Genomic DNA, 20,771 nt, shown 5'->3' on the forward strand with positions numbered 1-20,771 from the left:
GCTACATCGCCCGCGAGATCTACCAGCTCATCACCAACCCCAGCCCCCCAAACCGCGCACTACCCTCCACGGCTTGACATCCATAGGGGCATCAAGCGAGAACGCATCTACCAGGGCACCATCGACGTCGCTTCGATCCGCATCTGGCTCCGCCACCCCGTCACATGATCACCTAATACTGCCTAGGGGAGGCGGGCCAGCAGGTGGGCGTCGAGGAAGCCCCGTTCGGAGGCGGGGTCGTGGAGCAGCCGGGCGAACGGAACGAGCCCGGCCCCGGCCAGCAACTCGGCGAACCGGTCCACCGGCCAGCTATAGGCGGACGTCACCTTGTGGTCGAAGTGGACCGGCTCTGATCCGTCGGTCGCGAAGAACGAGACCAGGAGCAAGCCCCCCGGCACCAGGACACGCACCTGCTCGGCGAGCAGCGCGGGCAAATCCTCAGGAGGGGTGTGGATCATCGAGTAGTGGGCCAGCACGCCGCCGAGCGCGCTGTCTTCGACCGGCAGCGCCTCCATCCGCGCCTCGTCAAACCGCAGCGCAGGATGGGCCCGCCGGGCGTGGTCGACCATGCCCGGTGAGAGGTCGAGCCCGAAAGCGTCCAGCCCCAGGTCGTGCAGCATGGCCGTCAGATGTCCGGGCCCGCAGCCGACGTCGGCTGCGCGCGGATTCCCCGTCTCGCGCACCAGCTCGGCGAAGGTACCGATCATGTTCCGCGAGAACGGCTGCGCCTCCAACCGATTAGCGAACATCGACGCATACAGCTCGACGACCCCATCGTAGGCCGCCCTGGTCTGGTCCTGGTACTCCATCATGGGAAGGGAAGCTAACACCCGCGCGTCCACAGCTTCTCCGGGCCCGTGCCGACAGCCGCACCTGAGACTGACCGTCCCGTCACATGATCGCGGGACAGCCCCTAGTCGGCGACCTCGTCGAGCTCGGGGCGCCACATCCCCTGGCGTTCCAGGTGGGCGACCAGCAGCTCGCCCGCGCGCATGATGTGGGTGCGCATCCGGGCCCCGGCCGCGGCGGGCGCGTCGCGGCGCAGCTCGGCCAGGACGCGCTGGTGGTCGTGGACGGCCAGGGCGGGCCAGTCGGGCAGCCGCGCGTACAGCCCGCGCGGCACGTACCGGCCGACCGAGGCCAGCGACCAGGCCAGCTTCGGTGACCCGGCGGCCTGGTTGATCTTCCGGTGGAAGTCGTGGTTGCGCTCCTCCACCAGGTCGGGGCGGCCGGCGGCGGCCGCCTGCTCCAGGCTCCGCTGGATGGCGGCCAGCTCGCGCACGGTGTCGGTGGTGACGCGGGCGGCGGCGCGTTCGGTGAGTTCGGCGGCGATCGTCGCCTGCACCCAGAACAGGTCGGTGACGTCGCGTTTGGACAGCGGGGCGACGATGAAGCCGCGGCGTGGCTCCAGCTGCACGAAGCCCTCGCTGCGCAGCGACTGCAACGCCTCGCGCACCGGAGTGACGCTGATGCCGAACTCGGCGGCCAGCCGTTCCAGCCGGAGGAACTCGCCCGGCCGCACCCGACCCTCCATGATCAGCTCCCGGATCCGGGTGGCGACCTCGTCACTCAGCTGAGGGCGCAGTCCCAGTCCCGTCCGGGGACGCGGAATGGCCACGATCCTGTTCCGCCCCACCGGGGTCCTCCCGCGGTCGGGGGCACCGCGAGGGTGAAGAGAACCCCGTCCCTGATACACATCATGCGCGCGAACGGCTCGGGTGGGAACGCAGTGGACGCCTTCCGGCACGGGTAAATCAATTGCCAGAGGACAGCACTTCACGCAGAGAATTCATCCCTGGTGAGGCGCGCACCATTCGTCAGAGGGAGACCCCGACGAGGACGGGCTCGTTGACCAGTTCCACGCCGAACGCCCCGCGGACCCCGTCGCGGACCTCGCGCGCAAGCGCCAGCAGGTCGGCGGTGGTCCCGGCGTGGGGGTTGGTGAGCGCGAGGGTGTGCTTGGTGGAGATCCGGACCGGGCCGCGGGCGTGGCCCTTGGCGAACCCGGCGCGGTCGATGAGCCAGGCCGCGGAGGTCTTGGTGCGGCCGTCGGGCTCGGGGTAGCGCGGCGGGGCCGTGTCGGGGCCGAGGCGTTCGGCGACGCGGCGTTCCAGGGCGGCGAGCTGGTCGGGCTCCAGGATGGGGTTGGTGAAGAACGATCCGGCGCTGCGGGTGTCGGGGTCGGCGGGGTCCAGGACCATGCCCTTGCCGCGCCGCAGTTCCAGGACGGCCTCGCGGGCCTCCTTCAGCGGGACGCGGGCGCCGGTCTCCACGCCCAGCGTGCGGGCGAGCTCGGCGTAGGCGACCGGGCGGGACTCCTCGGTCTCGCGCAGCGTGTAGGTGACGTCGAGGACGACGTACCGGTCCGAGCCCTTGAAGACGCTGTGCCGGTAGGTGAAGCGGCACGCCTCGCGGTCCAGGGAGACGACCTTGCGGGTCCGCCGGTCGTAGGCGCGGACCTCGACGATCGTCTCGCTGACGTCCTGGCCGTAGGCGCCGACGTTCTGGATGGGGGTGGCGCCGACGCGGCCGGGGATGCCCGCCAGGCACTCCACGCCCGCCAGGCCCTCCTCGACGCAGCGCGCGACGAACGGGTCCCACTCCTCGCCCGCCTGCACGCGGACCGTGACGTGGCCGCCCTCGCCGGACAGCCGCTCGGTGCCGCGGGTCCCGACGTGGACGACCGTTCCGGGGAAGCCGTCGTCGGAGACCACCAGGTTGCTGCCGCCGCCGAGCACCAGGGCCGGTTCGCCGGCCTCGTCGGCGGCGCGGACGGCGGCGACCAGCTCGGCCTCGGTCGTGGCCTCGACGAACCGGCGGGCCGGGCCGCCCAGCCGCAGTGTGGTGTACCCGGCGAGGTTGACTTCTTCGGCGAAGACCGCCACGTGGTCTGTCCTCCCTGTAAGACGGCACGATCGCGTGCACCCGAGGGCGATGGTACGGGCCCCGGCCGCACGCGATCGTATGTCGGCGCGTTTCCTCGGCGTTCCGTCAGGTCCCCGGAGGGCTCAGGCGAGGCGGACGACGGCCTTGGCGCGCGTCAGCACCTTCTGGCCGGCGCTGCGCGCGGTGAGCGCCACGACGACCCGGTTGTCGTCCAGCTTCTCCTCCACCTTGCCGGAGATCTCCAGCGTCGCGCCGCCCTCGTCGGGCACCACGACCGGGGCGGAGAACCGCACGCCGTAGTCCAGGACCGCGCCGGGGTCGCCGGCCCAGTCGGTGACGAACCGGCCGCCCTGCGCCATCGTGTACATGCCGTGCGCGATGACGTCGGGCAGGCCGACGGCCTTGGCGAGCGACTCGCGCCAGTGGATGGGGTTGAAGTCGCCGGAGGCGCCGGCGTACATCACCAGGTTCATGCGGTCGACCTGGTAGCTCTGGGCGGGGATCTCGGTGCCGACCTCGACGTCGTCGTACTTCACCTGCGCGGTCATCAGGCCCCCCGTTCCACGATGGTGTTGTACGTCCGGCAGACCAGCTCGCCGTCGGCGGTCTTGATGTCGGTCTCGATGACCATCTTCTCGTTGTTGCCGATCGACTTGATCTCGGTGACGGTCGAGGTGCAGGTGAGCACGTCCCCGGCCCGGACCGGGCGGGTGTACTCGAAGCGCTGCTCGCCGTGCACGACCATCGCGTAGTTCAGGCCGAGCTCGGGGTCGGCGAGGGCCGGGTTGCCCAGCGACACCACGATCGGGAACGTCGGCGGCGCGATGACGTCGGGGTGGCCGAGGGCCTTGGCGGCCTCGGGGTCGCGGTAGACCGGGTCGCGGTCGCCGATCGCGTCCGCGAACTCGCGGATCTTGACTCGGCTGACCTCGTAGGGCTCGGTGGGCGGGAACGTCCGCCCGATGAAATCACGGTTGAGTGCCATGCAATCCGTCCCTCCGCTTGCGTGAGAACCGTCGGACAGGGGCCGCGTGCCGGGTGCCGCGCCCAAGCACCCGCTTACCGGTCGATCGGAAGGTAACAGAACGGTGTTCGGCGAGGGGGCGGCGGGGCGGCCGGAGAAGGGGCCGTAACGACGTTCAGCCCGCCTCGCGCGTGTTCATCTGCGAGAGCGGGCTGAAAAACGTCAGGGCAAGCTGTGCGTTCAGAAGCTGCCGGGGAGGAGAACCTTGTTATCGGGTCTCGCGGTGCGCGCGGTGGGTGCTGGCCCCGTGTGGAAGCGCAGCGGGCAGTACTTCTACCGGCCTTGGTTACCGGGTTTCCCGGTGGGCGCGGTGGGTGCGGCAGTTGGGGCAGTACTTCTTGATCTCCAGGCGGTCCGGGTCGTTGCGCCGGTTCTTCCGCGTGATGTAGTTGCGGTGCTTGCACTCCTGGCAGGCCAGCGTGATCTTCGGCCGGACGTCGGTGGCAGCCACGATGGAGTGCCTTTCTGAGCTAGGGACAAGGACGTTGCGACGGCCGTCCTCGTGAGACGGCCGGTGGTTGGATCAACCCAGCGCTCTCGCCCCCCTGGTGGGGGGCGAGAGGCTCAGGTAGTAGCGAGGGCCGGACTTGAACCGGCGACACAGCGATTATGAGCCGCTTGCTCTGCCTGACTGAGCTACCCCGCCGTGATGGTCGCGGTGGACCGGAATGAAAGGATACCGGATGTTCACCGCACCCCGGAATCGTGAGGGCCCCGCGCGGGGGACTCAGGTCCGGGAGGTCCGTCACGGACCGGTTCCCAGATTACCCGCTGTCGCGGTGACCTGCGAATCGTCCGTTCGGACCGCAGGGACGCTATCACAGGGCGCCGGGGTGAGCGAAACGGTCCACCGCCGGGCCGCCGGCCGGCGGCGCGCGCGGCGGCTCCGGGACGGGTCCGGGAACGACGAAGGGCGCCGCCCGCGGGTGACGCCCTCGTGGAACCGAGCCCCTTTACGGAATCGAACCGTAGACCTTCTCCTTACCATGGAGACGCTCTGCCGACTGAGCTAAAGGGGCAGGTCAGCAGCGCCCTTCCGGACGCGGCCACGCCAAGAATACACATTCCCGGGCGTGCTCGGGCAACCCTTGCGCACCCCGGTCCACCGCGACGGGGCGGCATTCATGATCGGCCCTGGAAACGACGAAAGCCGCACCCGTCACTCGGATGCGGCTGTCGCTCTGGAGCCCCTTTACGGAATCGAACCGTAGACCTTCTCCTTACCATGGAGACGCTCTGCCGACTGAGCTAAAGGGGCAGGTCCCGCCTCCGCTTCCTCTCGGTCGCGGCGACAGGTGTAACCATACATGGCCCGCGCACCACATGCGAAATCATTGGCGGAGCGGGGGCGCGGGCCGCCGGCGGCCCGTCAGCGCAGCAGGGAGCGGGCGATGACGAGCTGCTGGATCTGGCTGGTGCCCTCGTAGATCCGGAACAGGCGGGCGTCGCGGTAGAAGCGTTCGACGGCGACGCCGCGCATGTAGCCCATGCCGCCGAAGACCTGGACGCCCCGGTCGGCGACGCGGCCGAGCATCTCCGAGCAGAAGTACTTGGCGCAGGACGGGCCGAGCTTGGTGTCCTCCCCGGCGTCGTAGGCGCGGGCGGCCTCCAGGACCATGGCGCGGCCCGCGTAGATCTCGGTCTGGGAGTCGGCGACGAGGCCCTGGACGAGCTGGTGGTCGCCGATGCGGTGGCCGCCCTGGTCGCGTTCCCTCGCGTAGGCGACGGTCTCGTCCAGGATGCGCTGCGCCAGGCCGACGCAGACGGCGGCGATGCTGAGGCGGCCGTGCGACAGCGAGGACATGGCGGTGCGGAAGCCGGTGCCCTCGGGGCCGACCATCGCGGTGGCGGGGACGCGGACGCCGTCGAGGAACACCTCGGCGGTGTGCGCGCCGCGCTGGCCCATCTTGGCGTCGGGCGGGCCGATCTTGAGGCCGGCGGCGCCGGCGGAGACCAGGAACGTGGAGACGCCCCGGCCCCCCGGTCCGCCCGTGCGGGCGAAGACCATGAACACGTCGGCCTCGGGGGCGTTGGTGATGAACCGCTTGGCGCCGTCGATCACGTAGTGGTCGCCGTCGCGGCGCGCGGCGGTGGTGAGGGTGCTGGGGTCGGAGCCCGCCTCGGCCTCGGTGAGCGCGAACGCCCCCACGACCTCGCCGGACGCCAGTCTCGGCAGCCACTCGGCCTTCTGCTCGGCGGTCCCGGCGTGCACGAGGACCTGTCCGGCGATGCCGTTGCTGGTGCCGAACATCGACCGGAACGCGGGGCTGGCGTAGCCGAGCTCGAAGACCAGCCGCACCTCCTCGCCCACCGTCAGGCCGAGCCCGCCGTACTCCTCGGGCAGCGCGTACCCGAACAGGCCCATCTCCCGGGCGGCGGCGCGGAGGTCGGCGGGGATGGCGTCGGTCTCCTCGATCTCCTCCTCGCGCGGGACGACCCGTTCGCGCACGAAGGCGCGGACGGCGGACAGTACGTCGGCGAAGTCCTGAGCATCCATGACCCCATCCTAGAATTTCGCTCTAGAATTGGGTATGCCAGGGTGATCCCCCATGAGTGAAATCCTCCAGCTCCTGGATGCCACCGTCCGGGCGGCGGTCGCCGAGGACCAGGCGTTCAGCGATCTGATGCCGCGGCTGATGCACGAGTCCCAGCAGGCTCCTCCCGCCGTGCTGACGATGGGGATGACCCGGCTCGGCGAGGGGATCGCCGCCGCCCCGCCGAACCTGGGCTGCTGGCTGGCGATCATCGCGGGGGCGTGGGCCGAGAACGGCGCGGCCACGTTCGGCGTGGACGAGCCGGTGCTGCGCGCGCTGCTGGCGGTGGCCGAGACCTCGGCGGCGTTCGAGGAGGCGTGGCGCTCGGCGTCCGGCGCCCCGGTGCCGAGCCCGGTCGAGGGCGCCCCCTCGCAGGAGATCGTGAACACCGTCAGCCCGTACCTGCCCGACCCGGTGGGGGCGATGCTGTCGTGGTTCGCGATGGAGAAGTTCGCGCTGTCGGCGAACACGATGCTGTCGAGGTCGCCGCGGTTGCGCGCCTCGGTGACCGACCGCGACGGCAAGGCGGCGCTGGTGGGGCGGCTCGCCGAGCACTGCCACCAGATGGGGTGGGTCGCCTCGCTGCTGCGCGTCCTGGAGGACGAGCGCCTGCTGGTGCTGGACCGCGCGACCGGCCGGGGCTGGACGGTGACGATCGGCGGGATCGGTGACAACTTCCAGTTGCACGTGCTGCTGGGCGGGGTGCTGCTCGGCCGTTCCTACGGGATGCCCGGCGACCCGTACCCGCCGGAGGTGATCGCCTGGTTCACCGACGCCGACGCCCCCGACGACCCGCCGATCATCGAGAGCCCGTGGGGCCTGCACGACGCCCACGGCGAACGCGTCTACAACGAGGGCGCGCCCGCCGACATCCCCGCCGTCGCCGGGACGCGCGTGCTCGTGCTGGACCCGCCGCCCTACCGGCACACGTTCAAGGCCGGCCGCAAGCACCCGATGCTGCCCGGCTCGCTGACGCTGGACGGCCTGCACCTGCCCGAGGACCTGACCGGCTGGTGGCCGCACGTCAAGCCCGCCGCCGGCTAGAGCCGCAGCAGCACGGCGGTGGCGTCGTCGAACCGCTTGCCGCGCCCGCCGGGGTCGGTGGCGCGTTCGGCCTCCCGCGTCCGCCGGATGACCTCCCCCGGCCCGCCCCGGTCGAGCAGGTCGAGCAGGCCGTCCCAGCCGAGCAGCCCGAACCTCTCGACCAGGCGGGCGGCGCCGTCGCTGAAGACGCCCACGCGCCGGACGCGTTCGACGGGCAGCGCCCCGGTCAACGCCTCGTAGGCCGCCTCGGGCCGGGTGCCGGCGACCCAGAACCCGCCCTCGTTGTTGCGCGCGGCCCGCACCGCCTCCAGCGTGTAGGAGGGCAGGCGGTCCACGCGGTCGTCGCGCACGACGACGAGCCCGCCGTCGTCCACGACCACGGGGGAGTCGGCGAGCACCAGCCACTCGACGAGCCCGTCCAGCACCCGCACCATCGCCACGGTGGCCGAGGGGCTGTCGGGGTTCCCGAGGTCGCAGGCCGGGTGCATCTCCCCCACGGCCTTGATGCCCTCGGCGAGCAGGTCGGCGAGCGGTTCGCCGCCCTCGACGGCCAGGCGCCCGCCCAGGAAGCCGCCGAGCCGCCGCACGAGCCAGCCCGGATCGTGCGCGCACCCCGAGTCGATCCCGGGTGGGGCGGTGGCGCCGTCCAGCACCACCGCCCAGCGTGGTCCGGCGACGACGAAGTCCTCGTTGACACGGCCCGGTGTGGCCTCACTTCCGAAACTCACCCGCACGCCCCGGTCCTCCCCCGCCCCTTCCACCGCCAATCGCCACAAGCCTCTACCTACCAGGGCACAGTTCCGGGGCGGGGCCGGGCGTCACGGCCTGCGGGCGACCCCGCAGAAGGCGTCCACGTCCTTCGGCGGGACCGGGCTGGGGTCGGGACGCCACCGCTGCAACGGCACCACCCCGGGCTCGACCGGCTCCAGCCCCTCGAAGAACCCGGCGATCCGCTCGGGGCTGCGCAGCCGGTAGGGGACCGCGCCGGTGTCGTCGTAGCCCTGCTGGGCCTCCAGGAACGCCGGGTCGGTCGCGGTGCCGTCGTAGAGGGCGAGGAAGCTGCCCGAGGGCAGCGGCTCCAGCAGCCGCCGGACGATCGACCGGGCCTCGTCGTGGTCCTCGACGTGCCCCATGATGCCCATCAGCATCAGCGCGACCGGGCGGTCGAAGCCCAGCAGCTTCCCGGCCCGCGCCAGGATGTCCTCGGGCTCGTGCAGGTCGGCGTCGATGTAGTGGGTGGCGCCCCGGGGATGGCTGGTGAGCAGGGCGCGGGCGTGGGTGAGGACGAGCGGGTCGTTGTCGACGTAGACGACGTGGGCCTCGGGCGCGACGCGCTGGGCGACCTGGTGGGTGTTGTCCTCGGTGGGCAGCCCGGTGCCGATGTCGAGGAACTGCCGGATGCCCCGCTCGGCGGCCAGGTAGGTGACGGCGCGCCCGATGAACGCCCGGGACGCGCGCGCCAGCTCGCGGATCGCCGGGAACGTCGCGGCGTATTGGTCCCCGGCCTCCTGGTCGACGGGGAAGTTGTCCTTGCCGCCGAGCCAGTAGTTCCAGATCCGCGCCGAGTGCGGAACGGTGGTGTCGATCCCCTCGAAGAGATCCTTTTCCGCCTCGATCCAGAATTCCCGCTCGTTGTCGGCCATCGCTCGCCTCCGTGCCGCCGGACTCCCTTTCGCCTGCCATCAGAACAGACCGGGCGCGCCGGCGCACGGGCCGGGAATCTCATGGCTGGAGCCGGTCACGGACCTCCCGCAGGAGTTCCAGGCTCCTGCTCGGCGGGAGGGCCGCTATCTGCAGGGCGAAGATGCTCTTCGTGAAGTGGGCGACGTCGTCGTTGTCGTGCAGGTAGAGCCCGTGGTCCTGCTGTTCCAGGTACACCAGGTCGCCGTACCGGGGCTCGCCGAAGCGCAGCAGGGTCGTCGGGCCGGCGGTGATGATGCGTTCGGCGTCCCCGGTCCGCACCACCTGCACCACGACGTGCCGGACCTCGGCCATGGCGATCAGGTGGTCCACCTGGTCGCGCAGCACGCCGGGGAAGGGGCCCGGCTCCAGGACGCGTTCGTCGATGACGGCCCAGTAGTTGAGCGGGTCGGTGCGGTGCAGCACCTGCCGGCGGCGCATCCGCAGCTCCACGCGGCGGTCCAGCTCGGCCGCCGAGGCGTGGGGCAGGTCGTCGGCGATGACGTACCGCGCGTAGTCCGGGGTCTGCAACAGGCCGGGGACGCGGCGGGCCGCGTACGTGTGAACGTCCCTGAGCTCGGGCTCCAGCGTCAGGTACGGCCCGAACCAGCCGGGGACGATGTCCCGGAACCCGTGCCACCACGCGTCGGGGCCGCGCCGCCGGACCTCTTCGAGGAGCCGCCCCACCGCCGCCTGCTGCGCGGCGCGGCCGCCCGGTCCGCCGGGGCGCAGGGCGTTCAGGTCGACGTCGGGACGGTCGGCGCCGGGGTCCTCCGCCCGCGGGGACGGCGCGCCGTTCCGGGGCGAGACCGCCGACAGCCCGGCGTGGTAGCAGCGGTGCAGCTCCTCCCGCGACACCATGTCGGCGGTGTCGAGCCCCCTCTCCTTCGCGATGAGGTGCAGCACCGCCCACAGCGTCTCGACCGCCCGCCACCGCAGGCCGCGCTTGTGCTTGCCGAGCAGGATGTCGTTGGCCGTGGACTTGCCCATCGCCTCGATCAGCACGCCCTCGGGTCCGGGCCGCCCGTCGTTCTCCCCCGCGACCTTCGCGATGGTGGTGTAGGAGGGTTCACCCGCGACGCCGTAACAGCGCCTGAGCAGGAAGACCACCGCCGCATACCGATCCGTACGACTCTCGTCCATGATTCCGGGGTCCATTCGATCTTGCGCTGTCCTCACCACCGCCCCGATCGAACATGCTGCCAGCAAATCGTCACGAATTCCGGTCATGCGCCACAAAACCCGCCACCATCACCATCAGCTAAACCCGTATAAAACGACCAATCCCCGCAAATAGCACATCCCTTTCCGCGAGATGGGCCCGGCTCCCCCGGGGAGCCGGGCCCATCTCGCGGACCGGTGGTTTCTCAACCGGCACCGCGGCGCGGCCGGACGGGCTCGGCCACGGTCAGCTCGCAGCCGTCCTCACCGCAGGAGCGGCGCAACCGGCCCATCGACACGGTCTGCACCAGCCCGATCGCCCAGCAGGTCGGGCAGCCGCGCAGCGCGAGCAGGCCGACCGGCGCGAGCAGCAGGCCGACCGGCCCCAGCACCGGCAGCAGCGCGACCGAGCCGACCAGGGCGCCGAAACCCACCGCGCCGCGCAGCAGGTGCCGGGCGAGCGACGCGCTCGCGAAACCCCGTCCACCGTTCATCCGCCGCCTCCTCGGTCCGTTCCCTGAAGGGTGCGCTGCACGGTCGCGCGAGCGCGGTGCAGCCGTGACTTCATCGCGGGCAGGCTGAGGCCGAGCGCGTCGGCGACCGCCCGTCCGCTGTGCCCCTGGACGTCACGCATGATCAGCACGCGGCGCTGGTCGGCGGGCAGGGCGGCGATCGCGGCCGCCACCCGGCCCGCCTCCAGGCGCCGCAGCGCCTCCTCCTCGGCCGACACCGCGCCGGTGTCGGGGGGCGGTTCGCGGTGCCGCGGCGCCGGCCGCGCCCGCCGCAGGCACTCGTTGCGCACGATGCGGAACATCCACGAGGCCAGCGCGCCGGAGGCCCGCAGCGTCCCGATCCTGCGGTACAGGATGATCAACGCCTCCTGCGCGGCGTCCTCGGCGTCCTCGGGCGAGGCGCACAGCGAGCGGGCGAAGCGCCGCACGTGCGGATGCGACCCGGCCACCAACGCGGTGATCGACTCGACGTCCCCGCCCTGCGCGGCGGCGATCAGCTCCGCGCCGGGCCAGCCCGTCTCAGCCACGCGAGCGCCCCCGCCGGCGCGCCAGGGTCACCCCGCACGCGCAGACGAGCACGGCCACGACGACGGCACCAATGATCATGACAACCTCCCGGTCCCGTCCCGGCACCGTCGCCGGGACCCCCATGAGAGGCCGCCACACCCGCAAAGGATTCACCCCATGATCCTCGCGCCCGGCGGCACCCCGTCCGCCCCGGGGTGGGGGCGGCCGTCCGCGGTCCGGCGGGGGCCACACCGGATCCTCGGGCCCCTTCATCGCCCCGATGACGAATCGACGAGAAAACAACGAGAGGGCGACATCGAGTTCCCCATGAACGGGCGGCCATTCTTGGCGGTGCCGGAAAAGGACATGAAGAACGTCCGAAAGGAACCGCCATGAAATCCACTCGAATGGCCGCGCTCGTGCTCGGCGGCGCGGCCGCGGCGAGCCTGGCGACGGCCGCCCCGGCCGCGGCCCAGACCGCCCCGAACCCCGCCCAGGTCGCGACCGCCGAGGACGGCGGCGTCCAGACCAAGGGCGTCCGCAAGTGCAACGGGCAGAAGACCAGCACCGGCAAGCCCTACAAGTCGGGCAGGTACATCAAGACCACCTCCACGATCACCTGCAAGCGGGCGTCGGCCGGCACGAAGATCGCCATCCAGGTACGGCTGGAGCAGTACCGCGGCGTGCTGTTCTGGCGCACCAAGGCCACCAAGGAGGTCAAGAAGGGGCGCGAGGCGTTCACCGTCTCCGCGACGGCCGGCTGGAAGTGTTCCGGCGGCGACCCGCTCTACCGCAACTGGACGTCGATGCGGATCGTCTCGCTGCACTCGGGCATCGACAACAACCACGGCGGAAAGCCCACCGAACGCCGGGTCACATGTTGAGAAGGTCGTCGCTGAACGATTCCTGAAAAACGGTTCCGGCGCTGTCGGCTCCGCGCCGGAGCCGTTTTCCGGAAAAGGGAACGGAGCATGGAATGGCCCGTCGGACGACGGCGGTCGCGCTCGCCCTGGCGGTGGTCGGCGCCGGGGCCGCGGCGTGCGGGGAGTCCGCTCCCGCCCCACGGACGCAGACCAAGCCCGCCTACATCGCGGCCGTGGACGCGGTGTGCGCGCAGGGCCGGCGGCGCCCCCCGGAGCGGGAGCCGTCGAACGTGCGCGAGCAGGTCGAGGAGTTCGCCTCGACGGCCGAGCTGATGACCGACATGGTGACCCGGATCGAGGCGGTGCCCCCGCCGCCCTCCGACGCCGCGAAGCTGCGCGAGGGCTTCCTGGGCCCCCACCGGAGGTTCGCCGAGCGGATGACGCTGCTGGCCCGCGACGCCAGGGCCGCCGTGCGCGCGGGTGACGACGGGCGCGCCGCCTCGGTGCTGCGCCGGGCCGAGGAGCGGGGTCCCGAGGAGGGAAAGGCGCTGGCCTTCGCCGAGACCTACGGTTTCAGGGCGTGCGCGGGTCGCTGACCCGCGCGAGCAGACGCAGGCCGTACCCCCGGACGGACTCGATCCTGACCTCGATGCCCGCCTCGGCCAGCTTGCGGCGCGGGCGCTGCACCGCGCTGTGGACGACCGGGGCGTCCACCCCGTACTCGGCCTCCCACACGTGGGCGGCGAGCTCGGCGAGCGAGCAGGTGCCTCCGGCGCGTCCGGCGAGGTGGAGCAGCAGCCGGACCTCCCGTTCGCCGAGGTCGGCCCGGCGGCCCCGCCAGTGCACGCGCTGCTGGAGGCCGTGGATCTCAAGGTCACCGAACGTGACCGGTGCCTCGACGGGCCGGGCGAGCGGAGACCGGGGCCGGGTGAGCACCTCGACCGCCTGCCGGGGGCAGCGGGTGAGGATCACCATCAGGTCCTCGTCCAGGAGGCCGTTGATCCCCTGGGTGCTGCCGAGCCGCTGGGTGACGATGACGACGCAGTCGGCCGGACCGGGGCCGGAGCCGGCCGGACCGTCCTCGGGTTCCCGCTCTCGGATGACGTCGTGATGGGCGGAGTCGGACACCGACATCTCCTGCTCCCGTCCAGGCTGCCGCGCCCCCGACCGGCGGGGCAAACGATGATCTTGGGTTGTTCTCGCAGATAGGGCCCTGGCGCGGGGTAGACCCGGTGGCGATTTCAAATGGTGAAATAACCACCGGGGCGATGGGCAAGGTTTTTGTGAACCCCGTGGAGGGCCAGATCAGGGACCGGTGGACAAGACCAAGGAAGATCGCCTGAGAGCGACCCCGGCGAGAGTCAACCAAAGTCAGGAAGTCTGTCGCCGACCGGGCCACGGGGCCGGGACGGCATCCGCTTGGTCCCCCGGCCCGAGTCGACGAGGCGCGAACACCCGAGCCGCTCGACACCCCGGACACCTGGCCCACGACCGACGCCACTCCGCCCCAAGCGAATACGGCAGTCACGGTCAGTAACCAAACGCCCGCCGGCTGAACCCACCCCGCCCCCGGATCACCGCTCAGGTGTGGGCACCTCTTAGCGGCAGCCCCCGCAGCCGTCACGGCCTGGCCCGGTCCCGCCGGCCGCCCGGCAGGAAGTGGCTCTGCCGGGCCGAGAGCTCCTGCCCGTCCCCGTGACGGAGGATCCGGTGCACCCACGACCGGATGGTGCCGACCAGCACGACGAGCGGGCGGCCGGGTCTCGTACCGAACGGTGACCGCGATCGCGGCCTCGCCGACCTCCGGGACAGGGACGGCGGCGGTACGCCGTCGGGTCCTCGTGCCTGCTCGTCGCGGCCCGTCAGGGTTCGAGGTCGGTCACCCCTCTGCCGCTCCGCATGTCGAACGGCACGGACACCTGGTCGTGCACGATCAGCCATTCGCCGTCGATCTTCCGGAAGCCGAAGGTGGCCCGGACCCACATGCCCTTCGTGACCGTCCCGTCCTTCAACGTGCCGCTCAGCCGGCCGAAGCCGTGCCCGAACGCCACGTCGTCGCCCACGGCGAACGTCAGGTCCGCGACCTCGTAGCTCGCCTCCTCGAAGAGCAGGAACACGTTCGCCCAGTTCTTCGCCTTCGCCTCCACCCCCACGTGCCGCAGCGGCGGCTCCACGTCGAAGGAGACGACGTCCGCCGCGTAGAGCCGCTTCAGTGCCTCAAGGTCCTTGGCCTTGATCCCTTCGACGATCTCGTCGATGTGGCGCCTGATCCTGGCCTCGTCCGTCTCGCGCTGCGTCGGCATCGCCACTCGTCCTTCCTTTTCGGCGTGAGAACCCGGCTTTCCACTCCTATGACGACGCAGCCGCCCGGAGTGTGAGGTGCCGCTACCGGCTGATCCGGCGGGGCGCCCCCAGCGCGAGGAGCTTGTCGGGGTTGCGGATGACGTAGAAGTGGGTGATCTTCTCGTCGGCGACGTCGGTCAGGAAGACGGCCTCCAGGTGGTCGCCGCCGTAGGCGGCGAGCGCGGGCGTGCCGTTGCAGTTCACGAACTCGAACCGCACGTCCTCGCGGAAGATGCCCAGGCGGAAGGGGTCGTTGTCCTCTTCGGAGCGGCAGCGCCACTCTCGGCCAGCGAGCCCCAGGTAGACCCGCCCGGTGGTCCCGGTTCGGGTGTCGCCGAATCCCCGCTCGGGGGTGGCGGTTCGCAGGGCGAGATGGATCGACTTGAGCATCGTGGACTTCCCTTCGGGGGGCGCCTCCGGCCGAGCGAGCCGGGGGCTTGGGGGCGGGACGTGGCGAACCCCCCGGCTAACTACTTTCCGTAATTGATTGAACGCAAATTGCAACCCCGCTGTCATGGTCTGCTTCCGCTCCGGCGCGTGCGCCTTCCAGTCCCAGGCACGTGAGCGCTGCCCAGGAGGCACCGCCCGGTTTCGGCCGGTGCGTTTGGAGTGCGCGCACCCCGGCTCCTTGGCCCCCGATCTACGTCGGCGATCTTCCCATCACCCACCTGGACCTGCGTCCGAAGCCCGAGCCGACGGCCCGGAGACGATGATCGTGTGTCCCGACTGCGGTTGATGGGTGGCGCTCAAACGCCACATGGTCCGCCCACACCGCGATCGGCGCCGTCGCTCCGACGGCCGCGTTAGTTCGCCCCGGACACCGTGGCCGGGGTGGGAGCGTTGTTTGCGCTGGTGATGGCCTATCGTCGCCAGCGCCTGGTCGAGGACGCCCACGCTCACGACCAGCACAACGCCACCAAGCGCCGAGACCGGGCTCTACGACACCGCCGCTAGCTAGCTTGGCTCCGACCGGACCTCGGTCCGTCTGACCGCGCTGTACACCCCGGAACGGCTGGCCAACGCCAACCCCGACCACCAGCAGACCATCGTCAACACCATCTGCGTCTACCTGCGCATGCCCTACACCCCGCCTGCGTCCACGCGCGATCCGCATGAGGAACATCAGGTTCGACCCACCGCCCAACGTATCCTGCGGGCTCACCTTCAAGCTGATGCCCGCGCCCGTTGGGGCGCCATCGGTCTGAACCTGACCGGCGCCAACTTCATCGAGGCCACGTTCCACTCCAGCGCCAGGTTCTCTGGGTCAGGGTTCAAGGGACGCGGAAGGTACGCATTGCCGTGGCGAAGCCGTGGTTCCATATTCGGTCGACCCTGCCCTTGGGGAGGGTCGGGAGGCCGTTCTCTGGCTCCGTCCGGTCCACGAGGTGGCATCGACGCTGGTCACATGCTCTACCGCTCATTTCTGTACCGACCTTCTCCAAGGGCCGATACCGCCTTTCGGCGTACCGGTTTCGACCATGGGATGATGCGGCGTTTCCGCGCCCCCAGCCATGATCTTTCGCATGACCTCAGTTTTCTGCGCTGACCAGGCCCTGCTCTCCGTCTTCGGCCCGATCTACGCAATGCGTCATGCCAGCACGCACATCCTGCTGGCCTGCGTCAGCGGGGACGAACGTGTTCAGGAGTTCCTCGCCCCCTACGACCTCACGCCGCACGTGATCCGCCGGGGCGTCGGGGAGATGGAGGAGGAGTCTGGAACGGTCGAGGTCCCGGTGGCCGGGAAGGAGGACCGCTCGCTCACGCTCAGCACGGCCGGGGCGGCTGCGCTCGCCCGGTGCCAGGAGCAACCGTCGGTGGCCGGCTCGGGCGTCGAGCGCTCGCCGGCGGATCTGCTGGTGGCCCTCCTGGACGACCCGTCTTGCGGGGCGGTGAACTACTTGCACGGATGCGGGGTGGACGTCGTTGCGCTGCAGCGCGCCGTGCGGTCGGGACAGGTCCCCACTGTGGAGGACACCGTCCCGCCGGAACTGCGCTCCACCCGCGACGCCCTGGTGGGCCGCCGCCGCTACAAGCCCCGTGAGCTGGGACAGTTCTGGACGACGCTGCTGGTCAAGATGATGCCGATCAACGCCGCCGCCCACCCGGTGCTGTGGGCGCGCCTGGAGGCCGGGGAACTGGCCCGTCAGCATGGCGGGAAGATCCGTACCGACGATGTCCTGCTGGGCATGCTGCGGACCTACGCGGTCGCGCAGGCCTATCCGCATCTGGTGAAAGGGACCGAGGCCGACTACGCCGGGGGCCGGGCCCTGGTCGAGGCCGGGGTGGACCACGAAGCGGTGCGTGCGGTGATGGCGAGTACCGACCTGGGGCAGGACACGGTGCCGCCGCGCGAACTGCTCAAGGACACGATGGCCGGCGGCACCTCCGAGCTGCTGGAGCGGCTGCTCAGCGAGCCGGGCAACCGCAGTGTCCGGCTGTTGGCGGCGCTCGGCGTGGAACCGGCCGGTCTTCGACGCCCTACCGCGTCCTGACTGCTGATCCCCGGTAGCGGACACCTGGATACCCGAACGCTCCGATGCCCTTTGTGCCCGTGAGTTCTGCCTGTGCAGAACTCACGGGCACAAAGGACGAGGTCCATCCGGCTTGGGACCTGCTGCCCTGCCACCAGGCCGCGGAACACCTCGGCGACATCGCGCAGATCGACCTGGAAGCCCAGCCGACGACCAACGGCCGCTGGGTCGTGCTCATCCGGCCCGGCGTCTAGCGAGTCGACCGCGGCCCCGGCCGGTTCTCCACGCCGCACTTCCCGAGGCAGGGGCGCCATTCGGACCCGCGCCGCCGTGCATCCCGAACTGGAGCGCGGCTTGGCCCTGGCGAGCGAGATACGCGCTGCCGAGACGGCGGTCCCGCTGGTGGTGCACGAGCACGAACGCCTTGGGCGCGGCATCCCGCTGGAGTTCCTCACCGTCCGGCCCGCGCCGCAGTATCGGCCGTGGGGCTCGCCGACTCCTGGGGCGCGGTCAGCCGTAGAGCGACGACCCCGGAAAGGCCAACGTCCCCAGACCATACGTGCTGGTCAGGGGCCGTTCCCACTGAGGTGGCGGGTGCAGGGTTCGAACCTGCGTAGGCTAAGCCGACGGATTTACAGTGCACCATGGATCACGGCGTCCCTCCCCCACTGACCTGGTATGGAAGTCATCCGAAGGACACTCGCTCGGTGATCCATCCCGCACATATCCCGCGCGCTCTCACTGCCGTCACCTGCACTGACGATCGTGTCTGAGCTTCGTGTTCCTGGCATGGTGGTCCGATGGCAATCACCGCGACCGATTATCAGTGGATCAACGATTACTCCGACCTGGCCGAGGCGTACTGCGTGGTCCTGGTTCGAGGGGTGACCGTGCAGGAGTTCCTGCGGGGGATGCAGGCCAAGCCCCAAGGGAACCTCTCCGGGTACACCGAGTTGGAGCAGCGAACCAGGGATGTCTGGGAGCAACACTCCGGCAACGAGTACCTGATCGGGGCCACCACGGTCCCTGGTGATCAGGGCGAGTGGGTGCTCGGCCTGGAAATCAACGGCTACCTGGGCACTTTGCCTCATCTGGTGGCGCCGCTGTCGAGCGGTACCCGCCTGGTCGCCCACTTCTGCAACGTCAACGCACATGACCGGTTTCTTTGGTACGAGGACGGGACACTCCGGACGTTCTTCGAACCGCTCTTCCCGATCGACAGAGACGGTTCCACCCCTGACGAGCTCGTGGAACTGATGGCGGAGGTGGGCTTCGATCTACGAGCGGACGAGGAAGAAGTCGCCGACTCCTTGACGACTGAGGCGGCATTCGCCCTGGCTGCGCGGCTGACAGGTGCTCATCTCACGCCGGAACTTCTCGGCCAGGCGACCTTCACCGCCGGGCTCGTGCCCTGGAGCGCGACCAAGGCCTGATCTTCCCGTCTCCCGTCGTCCCGGTCTGGTAGATCTCCGATCGGGACGACGGCAGACGGGAAGATCAGGCTTCCACCTCAACCCCCGACAACCGCTGCGCGCGGGCTGAGCTTCCCAGAGTCAGAGGCCCCCGCCGGAGGCACTGTCCAACCTCTGCTTGTGGTCATGTGAGCGGGCTGCCGTCCAACGCCGTAGGCACCCGCAGGGCGAGCAACGCGAGTTGGCTGGCGGCCTGCGCCCGTCAACTCTGAGCGGCGGCGCGGACTGGTGACTGCCGTTCAGCCGGGCGATAAGTCGGGGCGTCGCCGATGCGCGGCCAGGCGCGCGCCGCCGGAGACCGGCGCCCACGCCGCACGCTCCGGCGGCGCAGGCGGCGGGCCGCGCCAACGGCGCGAGCGCCGCCGCCCTTGACGGCAAGAAGGCGGCGGCTTCGACGGTGTCGCGCAAGCGCGCAGTTCTGTACAACGCCTTCGAGTACGCCGTTGAGCTGGAGGAGTTCGACCAGAACCCCATGGACAAGGTCAAGTGGACGCCTCCCAAGCTGGCGGAAGAGGTGGACTGGCGCGTAGTGATCGGGCCTCGGCAGATGCGGGAATGTCTCACGGCGGCCACCTACGTGGGCAAGCGGAGGCGCGGGCGGCGGTTGCGGGCGCTCTATGCCTGCCTCTACTACGCCGCGCTTCGTCCCGCTGAGGCCGTGGCGCTCTGCCGCGACGACTGCCACCTTCCGGAGAGCGGCTGGGGTCGGCTGGTGCTGACCAAGTCGCTTCCTGAGACCAACTCGCGCTGGACGGGCAGCGGGACGACGCATGAGAAGCGCGGGCTCAAGCTGCGGCGCGTGAACGAGGTCCGAACGGTTCCCATCCTGCCCGTCCTGATGGAGATCCTGCGCGAGCACATCGAGGAGTTCGGGACTGCGGCTGACGGGCGGATCTTCCAGACCGAACGCGGCGGCATCGACGGCCTACGGCGACGTCTGGGCCGAGATCCGGACTCTGGCCTTCACCCCTGACCAGGTGGCCTCTCCCCTCGCTCGTCGGCCATATGACCTGCGACATGCCGGGGTCTCCTTGTGGCTCAACTCCGGCGTCCCCGCGACAGAGGTCGCCGAACGGGCGGGGCACAGCGTCAAGGTCTTGCTCCAGATCTACGCCAAGTGCATCGAGGGCCAGCAGGAGCAGGCGAACAAGCGGATCGACGGCGCGCTGGGCGAGTGATCGTGCCGAATACGCGCCGACGGGCGGAGGGGCTCCGGGTCATCCCGGAGCCCTTCGCTATTACTGGGGCCACCTGGGAAAACTCTCTTGGTTTCATCCCGCGCATATCCCGCGACCAGCGACAGACGGCGGCACATCGTGGCATCCGGCTGCACTGGCGGGTTCCGGAAAGGCCAACGGCCCCGGACCATACGTGCTGGTCAGGGGCCGTTCCCACTGAGGTGGCGGGTGCAGGGTTCGAACCTGCGTAGGCTAAGCCGACGGATTTACAGTCCGCTTGCCCGCCTACTCGCGCACCTAGCGCGACCTGGACGATCTCCAAAGTTGCGGCGAACACAAATGCTCTTGGGGCCCAAATAGGTCACCACAGCAACGAAAGCGCCCCTGAAGCCAGCCCGCCCTCGCCCCCGCGGGGAGCGCTTCAACCGCACATCCACATGGTCGTCCACGCCGAACCACCTCCGCTCGCGCGGAGAGAACCCGCTGGCGTTGACGACCGCCAGGTGGTGGGACGGACCACCTCCGCTCGCGCGGAGAGAACTTGGCCTGGACGACCAAGGCCTCGCTGTCGCCCGGACCACCTCCGCTCGCGCGGAGAGAACGACGGGGTGGTACTGATCGCCGTGCGCGTCGATGGACCACCTCCGCTCGCGCGGAGAGAACGCCCGGTTCCGCGTCCGCACCCAACGCACCTGAGGACCACCTCCGCTCGCGCGGAGAGAACTGGTCGCTCCCCTCTCGTCGGGCGCGGAGCCGCGGACCACCTCCGCTCGCGCGGAGAGAACGATGTCGCCGGCGGGGGTCTCGACGTAGACGACGGACCACCTCCGCTCGCGCGGAGAGAACGGAAAGATGCCCCAGAAAAGCCGGATATGTAACGGACCACCTCCGCTCGCGCGGAGAGAACCAGACGTCGGGCACGTCGTACCCGACCTCGATCGGACCACCTCCGCTCGCGCGGAGAGAACCACGCCGACGACCCCGAATGGACCGCGCAGGTCGGACCACCTCCGCTCGCGCGGAGAGAACGCCGTCGACGGGCGCGGGTGGTCGCGCTCGTACGGACCACCTCCGCTCGCGCGGAGAGAACGCATAC

23 protein-coding genes, 4 tRNA genes and 1 CRISPR repeat array (1 of these 28 running past the window's edge) are annotated in these 20,771 nt (G+C 70.5%); of the genes, 8 read left to right on the top strand and 19 right to left on the bottom strand.

Annotated features, from left to right (window positions below; translation table 11 throughout):
• Positions 1–182 precede the first annotated feature (182 nt).
• The 10 genes from HNR61_RS45980 to HNR61_RS46025 form a co-directional block, all read right to left on the bottom strand.
• On the bottom strand, positions 183–812 hold the full coding sequence (locus HNR61_RS45980; protein WP_182849467.1) for a class I SAM-dependent methyltransferase: 630 nt from the start codon (positions 810–812) through the stop codon (positions 183–185).
• Between the two features lie 101 nt (positions 813–913).
• Positions 914–1,780: a GntR family transcriptional regulator gene (locus tag HNR61_RS45985; RefSeq protein WP_312898425.1), complete on the bottom strand. Its 867-nt coding sequence runs from the start codon at positions 1,778–1,780 to the stop codon at positions 914–916.
• Between the two features lie 37 nt (positions 1,781–1,817).
• On the bottom strand, positions 1,818–2,885 hold the full coding sequence (locus HNR61_RS45990; RefSeq protein WP_182849469.1) for a UDP-N-acetylmuramate dehydrogenase: 1,068 nt from the start codon (positions 2,883–2,885) through the stop codon (positions 1,818–1,820).
• A 123-nt stretch (positions 2,886–3,008) separates the two neighbouring features.
• Positions 3,009–3,434, bottom strand: coding sequence for a MaoC family dehydratase (locus HNR61_RS45995; RefSeq protein ID WP_182849470.1), 426 nt, complete (start codon positions 3,432–3,434; stop codon positions 3,009–3,011).
• Positions 3,434–3,871: a MaoC family dehydratase N-terminal domain-containing protein gene (locus HNR61_RS46000; protein WP_182849471.1), complete on the bottom strand. Its 438-nt coding sequence runs from the start codon at positions 3,869–3,871 to the stop codon at positions 3,434–3,436. Before HNR61_RS46000 ends, HNR61_RS45995 begins: the two co-directional genes overlap by 1 nt.
• A 325-nt stretch (positions 3,872–4,196) precedes the next feature.
• On the bottom strand, positions 4,197–4,361 hold the full coding sequence (rpmG, locus tag HNR61_RS46005) for a 50S ribosomal protein L33 (RefSeq protein ID WP_067812252.1): 165 nt from the start codon (positions 4,359–4,361) through the stop codon (positions 4,197–4,199).
• Positions 4,362–4,482: 121 nt separating this feature from the next.
• Positions 4,483–4,556, bottom strand: a tRNA-Met gene (locus HNR61_RS46010).
• Between the two features lie 300 nt (positions 4,557–4,856).
• Positions 4,857–4,929 (bottom strand) — tRNA-Thr (locus HNR61_RS46015).
• Positions 4,930–5,092: 163 nt separating this feature from the next.
• Positions 5,093–5,168 (bottom strand) — tRNA-Thr (locus HNR61_RS46020).
• A gap of 111 nt (positions 5,169–5,279) precedes the next feature.
• Positions 5,280–6,407: an acyl-CoA dehydrogenase family protein gene (locus HNR61_RS46025; RefSeq protein WP_182849472.1), complete on the bottom strand. Its 1,128-nt coding sequence runs from the start codon at positions 6,405–6,407 to the stop codon at positions 5,280–5,282.
• Positions 6,408–6,459: 52 nt separating this feature from the next.
• On the opposite strand from HNR61_RS46025, the gene HNR61_RS46030 reads away from it, so the two are divergent.
• The gene (locus HNR61_RS46030; protein ID WP_182849473.1) at positions 6,460–7,488 is read left to right on the top strand and encodes a hypothetical protein; all 1,029 of its coding nucleotides are present in this window, start codon (positions 6,460–6,462) and stop codon (positions 7,486–7,488) included.
• Here the strand turns inward: HNR61_RS46030 and HNR61_RS46035 are convergent.
• From HNR61_RS46035 to HNR61_RS46055, 5 genes are all read right to left on the bottom strand, one after another.
• Positions 7,485–8,216, bottom strand: coding sequence for a protein phosphatase 2C domain-containing protein (locus HNR61_RS46035; RefSeq protein ID WP_312898426.1), 732 nt, complete (start codon positions 8,214–8,216; stop codon positions 7,485–7,487). The two genes, HNR61_RS46030 and HNR61_RS46035, sit on opposite strands and share 4 nt — an antisense overlap.
• Before the next feature lie 90 nt (positions 8,217–8,306).
• Positions 8,307–9,131 carry an SAM-dependent methyltransferase gene (locus tag HNR61_RS46040; protein WP_182849475.1) on the bottom strand — a complete coding sequence of 275 codons (825 nt, stop codon included), beginning with the start codon at positions 9,129–9,131 and terminating at the stop codon, positions 8,307–8,309.
• Between the two features lie 79 nt (positions 9,132–9,210).
• Entirely contained in the window at positions 9,211–10,311 is a 1,101-nt protein-coding gene (locus HNR61_RS46045) for a DUF5753 domain-containing protein (protein ID WP_182849476.1), read from the bottom strand.
• A 224-nt stretch (positions 10,312–10,535) separates the two neighbouring features.
• Positions 10,536–10,823, bottom strand: coding sequence for a hypothetical protein (locus tag HNR61_RS46050; RefSeq protein ID WP_182849477.1), 288 nt, complete (start codon positions 10,821–10,823; stop codon positions 10,536–10,538).
• A complete protein-coding gene (locus HNR61_RS46055; RefSeq protein WP_182849478.1) occupies positions 10,820–11,368 on the bottom strand; it encodes an RNA polymerase sigma factor in 549 nt (182 codons plus the stop codon). Before HNR61_RS46055 ends, HNR61_RS46050 begins: the two co-directional genes overlap by 4 nt.
• Positions 11,369–11,740: 372 nt before the next feature.
• Between HNR61_RS46055 and HNR61_RS46060 the strand changes: the two genes are divergently transcribed.
• Positions 11,741–12,232: a hypothetical protein gene (locus HNR61_RS46060; protein WP_182849479.1), complete on the top strand. Its 492-nt coding sequence runs from the start codon at positions 11,741–11,743 to the stop codon at positions 12,230–12,232.
• Between the two features lie 92 nt (positions 12,233–12,324).
• Positions 12,325–12,807 (top strand): hypothetical protein, encoded by a 483-nt coding sequence (locus HNR61_RS46065; protein WP_182849480.1) that lies wholly within the window; start codon positions 12,325–12,327, stop codon positions 12,805–12,807.
• On the opposite strand, the gene HNR61_RS46070 is transcribed toward HNR61_RS46065, so the two are convergent.
• The 3 genes from HNR61_RS46070 to HNR61_RS46080 form a co-directional block, all read right to left on the bottom strand.
• Complete coding sequence (locus tag HNR61_RS46070) at positions 12,785–13,339, bottom strand: winged helix-turn-helix domain-containing protein (RefSeq protein ID WP_182849481.1); 555 nt, start codon at positions 13,337–13,339, stop codon at positions 12,785–12,787. The genes HNR61_RS46065 and HNR61_RS46070 overlap by 23 nt on opposite strands.
• Positions 13,340–14,073: 734 nt before the next feature.
• Positions 14,074–14,514 carry a YybH family protein gene (locus HNR61_RS46075; protein WP_182849495.1) on the bottom strand — a complete coding sequence of 147 codons (441 nt, stop codon included), beginning with the start codon at positions 14,512–14,514 and terminating at the stop codon, positions 14,074–14,076.
• Positions 14,515–14,596: 82 nt separating this feature from the next.
• Positions 14,597–14,944, bottom strand: coding sequence for a hypothetical protein (locus HNR61_RS46080; protein ID WP_182849482.1), 348 nt, complete (start codon positions 14,942–14,944; stop codon positions 14,597–14,599).
• A 1,133-nt stretch (positions 14,945–16,077) separates the two neighbouring features.
• Between HNR61_RS46080 and HNR61_RS46085 the strand changes: the two genes are divergently transcribed.
• The 5 genes from HNR61_RS46085 (at position 16,078) to HNR61_RS47180 (ending at position 19,675) form a co-directional block, all read left to right on the top strand.
• Positions 16,078–17,046 carry a Clp protease N-terminal domain-containing protein gene (locus tag HNR61_RS46085; RefSeq protein ID WP_182849483.1) on the top strand — a complete coding sequence of 323 codons (969 nt, stop codon included), beginning with the start codon at positions 16,078–16,080 and terminating at the stop codon, positions 17,044–17,046.
• A gap of 53 nt (positions 17,047–17,099) precedes the next feature.
• Positions 17,100–17,279, top strand: coding sequence for a hypothetical protein (locus HNR61_RS46090; protein ID WP_182849484.1), 180 nt, complete (start codon positions 17,100–17,102; stop codon positions 17,277–17,279).
• A gap of 546 nt (positions 17,280–17,825) precedes the next feature.
• Positions 17,826–18,458: a DUF6461 domain-containing protein gene (locus HNR61_RS46095; RefSeq protein WP_182849485.1), complete on the top strand. Its 633-nt coding sequence runs from the start codon at positions 17,826–17,828 to the stop codon at positions 18,456–18,458.
• A gap of 436 nt (positions 18,459–18,894) precedes the next feature.
• Positions 18,895–19,470 carry a site-specific integrase gene (locus HNR61_RS47175; RefSeq protein WP_220510610.1) on the top strand — a complete coding sequence of 192 codons (576 nt, stop codon included), beginning with the start codon at positions 18,895–18,897 and terminating at the stop codon, positions 19,468–19,470.
• A gap of 58 nt (positions 19,471–19,528) precedes the next feature.
• A complete protein-coding gene (locus HNR61_RS47180) occupies positions 19,529–19,675 on the top strand; it encodes a hypothetical protein (RefSeq protein WP_220510611.1) in 147 nt (48 codons plus the stop codon).
• Positions 19,676–19,897: 222 nt separating this feature from the next.
• On the opposite strand, the gene HNR61_RS46105 is transcribed toward HNR61_RS47180, so the two are convergent.
• Positions 19,898–19,961 (bottom strand) — tRNA-OTHER (locus HNR61_RS46105).
• A 166-nt stretch (positions 19,962–20,127) separates the two neighbouring features.
• Positions 20,128–20,771: a CRISPR direct-repeat array (repeat unit 28 nt; unit sequence GGACCACCTCCGCTCGCGCGGAGAGAAC); it runs 116 nt beyond the window's last position.

This window comes from Actinomadura kijaniata (genome assembly GCF_014138665.1).
In the GTDB taxonomy this organism is placed as follows: domain Bacteria; phylum Actinomycetota; class Actinomycetes; order Streptosporangiales; family Streptosporangiaceae; genus Spirillospora; species Spirillospora kijaniata.

Bases quoted from the DNA above. Each gene is read 5' to 3' on its own strand.
- HNR61_RS46085 (WP_182849483.1), top strand. From the start codon at position 16,078: ATGACCTCAGTTTTCTGCGCTGACCAGGCCCTGCTCTCCGTCTTCGGC.
- HNR61_RS46075 (WP_182849495.1), bottom strand. From the start codon at position 14,514: ATGCCGACGCAGCGCGAGACGGACGAGGCCAGGATCAGGCGCCACATC.
- HNR61_RS46040 (WP_182849475.1), bottom strand. From the start codon at position 9,131: ATGGCCGACAACGAGCGGGAATTCTGGATCGAGGCGGAAAAGGATCTC.
- HNR61_RS46030 (WP_182849473.1), top strand. From the start codon at position 6,460: ATGAGTGAAATCCTCCAGCTCCTGGATGCCACCGTCCGGGCGGCGGTC.
- HNR61_RS45980 (WP_182849467.1), bottom strand. From the start codon at position 812: ATGATGGAGTACCAGGACCAGACCAGGGCGGCCTACGATGGGGTCGTC.
- HNR61_RS46065 (WP_182849480.1), top strand. From the start codon at position 12,325: ATGGCCCGTCGGACGACGGCGGTCGCGCTCGCCCTGGCGGTGGTCGGC.
- HNR61_RS46050 (WP_182849477.1), bottom strand. From the start codon at position 10,823: ATGAACGGTGGACGGGGTTTCGCGAGCGCGTCGCTCGCCCGGCACCTG.
- HNR61_RS46045 (WP_182849476.1), bottom strand. From the start codon at position 10,311: ATGGACGAGAGTCGTACGGATCGGTATGCGGCGGTGGTCTTCCTGCTC.
- HNR61_RS46095 (WP_182849485.1), top strand. From the start codon at position 17,826: ATGGCAATCACCGCGACCGATTATCAGTGGATCAACGATTACTCCGAC.
- HNR61_RS46000 (WP_182849471.1), bottom strand. From the start codon at position 3,871: ATGGCACTCAACCGTGATTTCATCGGGCGGACGTTCCCGCCCACCGAG.
- HNR61_RS46025 (WP_182849472.1), bottom strand. From the start codon at position 6,407: ATGGATGCTCAGGACTTCGCCGACGTACTGTCCGCCGTCCGCGCCTTC.
- HNR61_RS45995 (WP_182849470.1), bottom strand. From the start codon at position 3,434: ATGACCGCGCAGGTGAAGTACGACGACGTCGAGGTCGGCACCGAGATC.
- HNR61_RS46080 (WP_182849482.1), bottom strand. From the start codon at position 14,944: ATGCTCAAGTCGATCCATCTCGCCCTGCGAACCGCCACCCCCGAGCGG.
- HNR61_RS46060 (WP_182849479.1), top strand. From the start codon at position 11,741: ATGAAATCCACTCGAATGGCCGCGCTCGTGCTCGGCGGCGCGGCCGCG.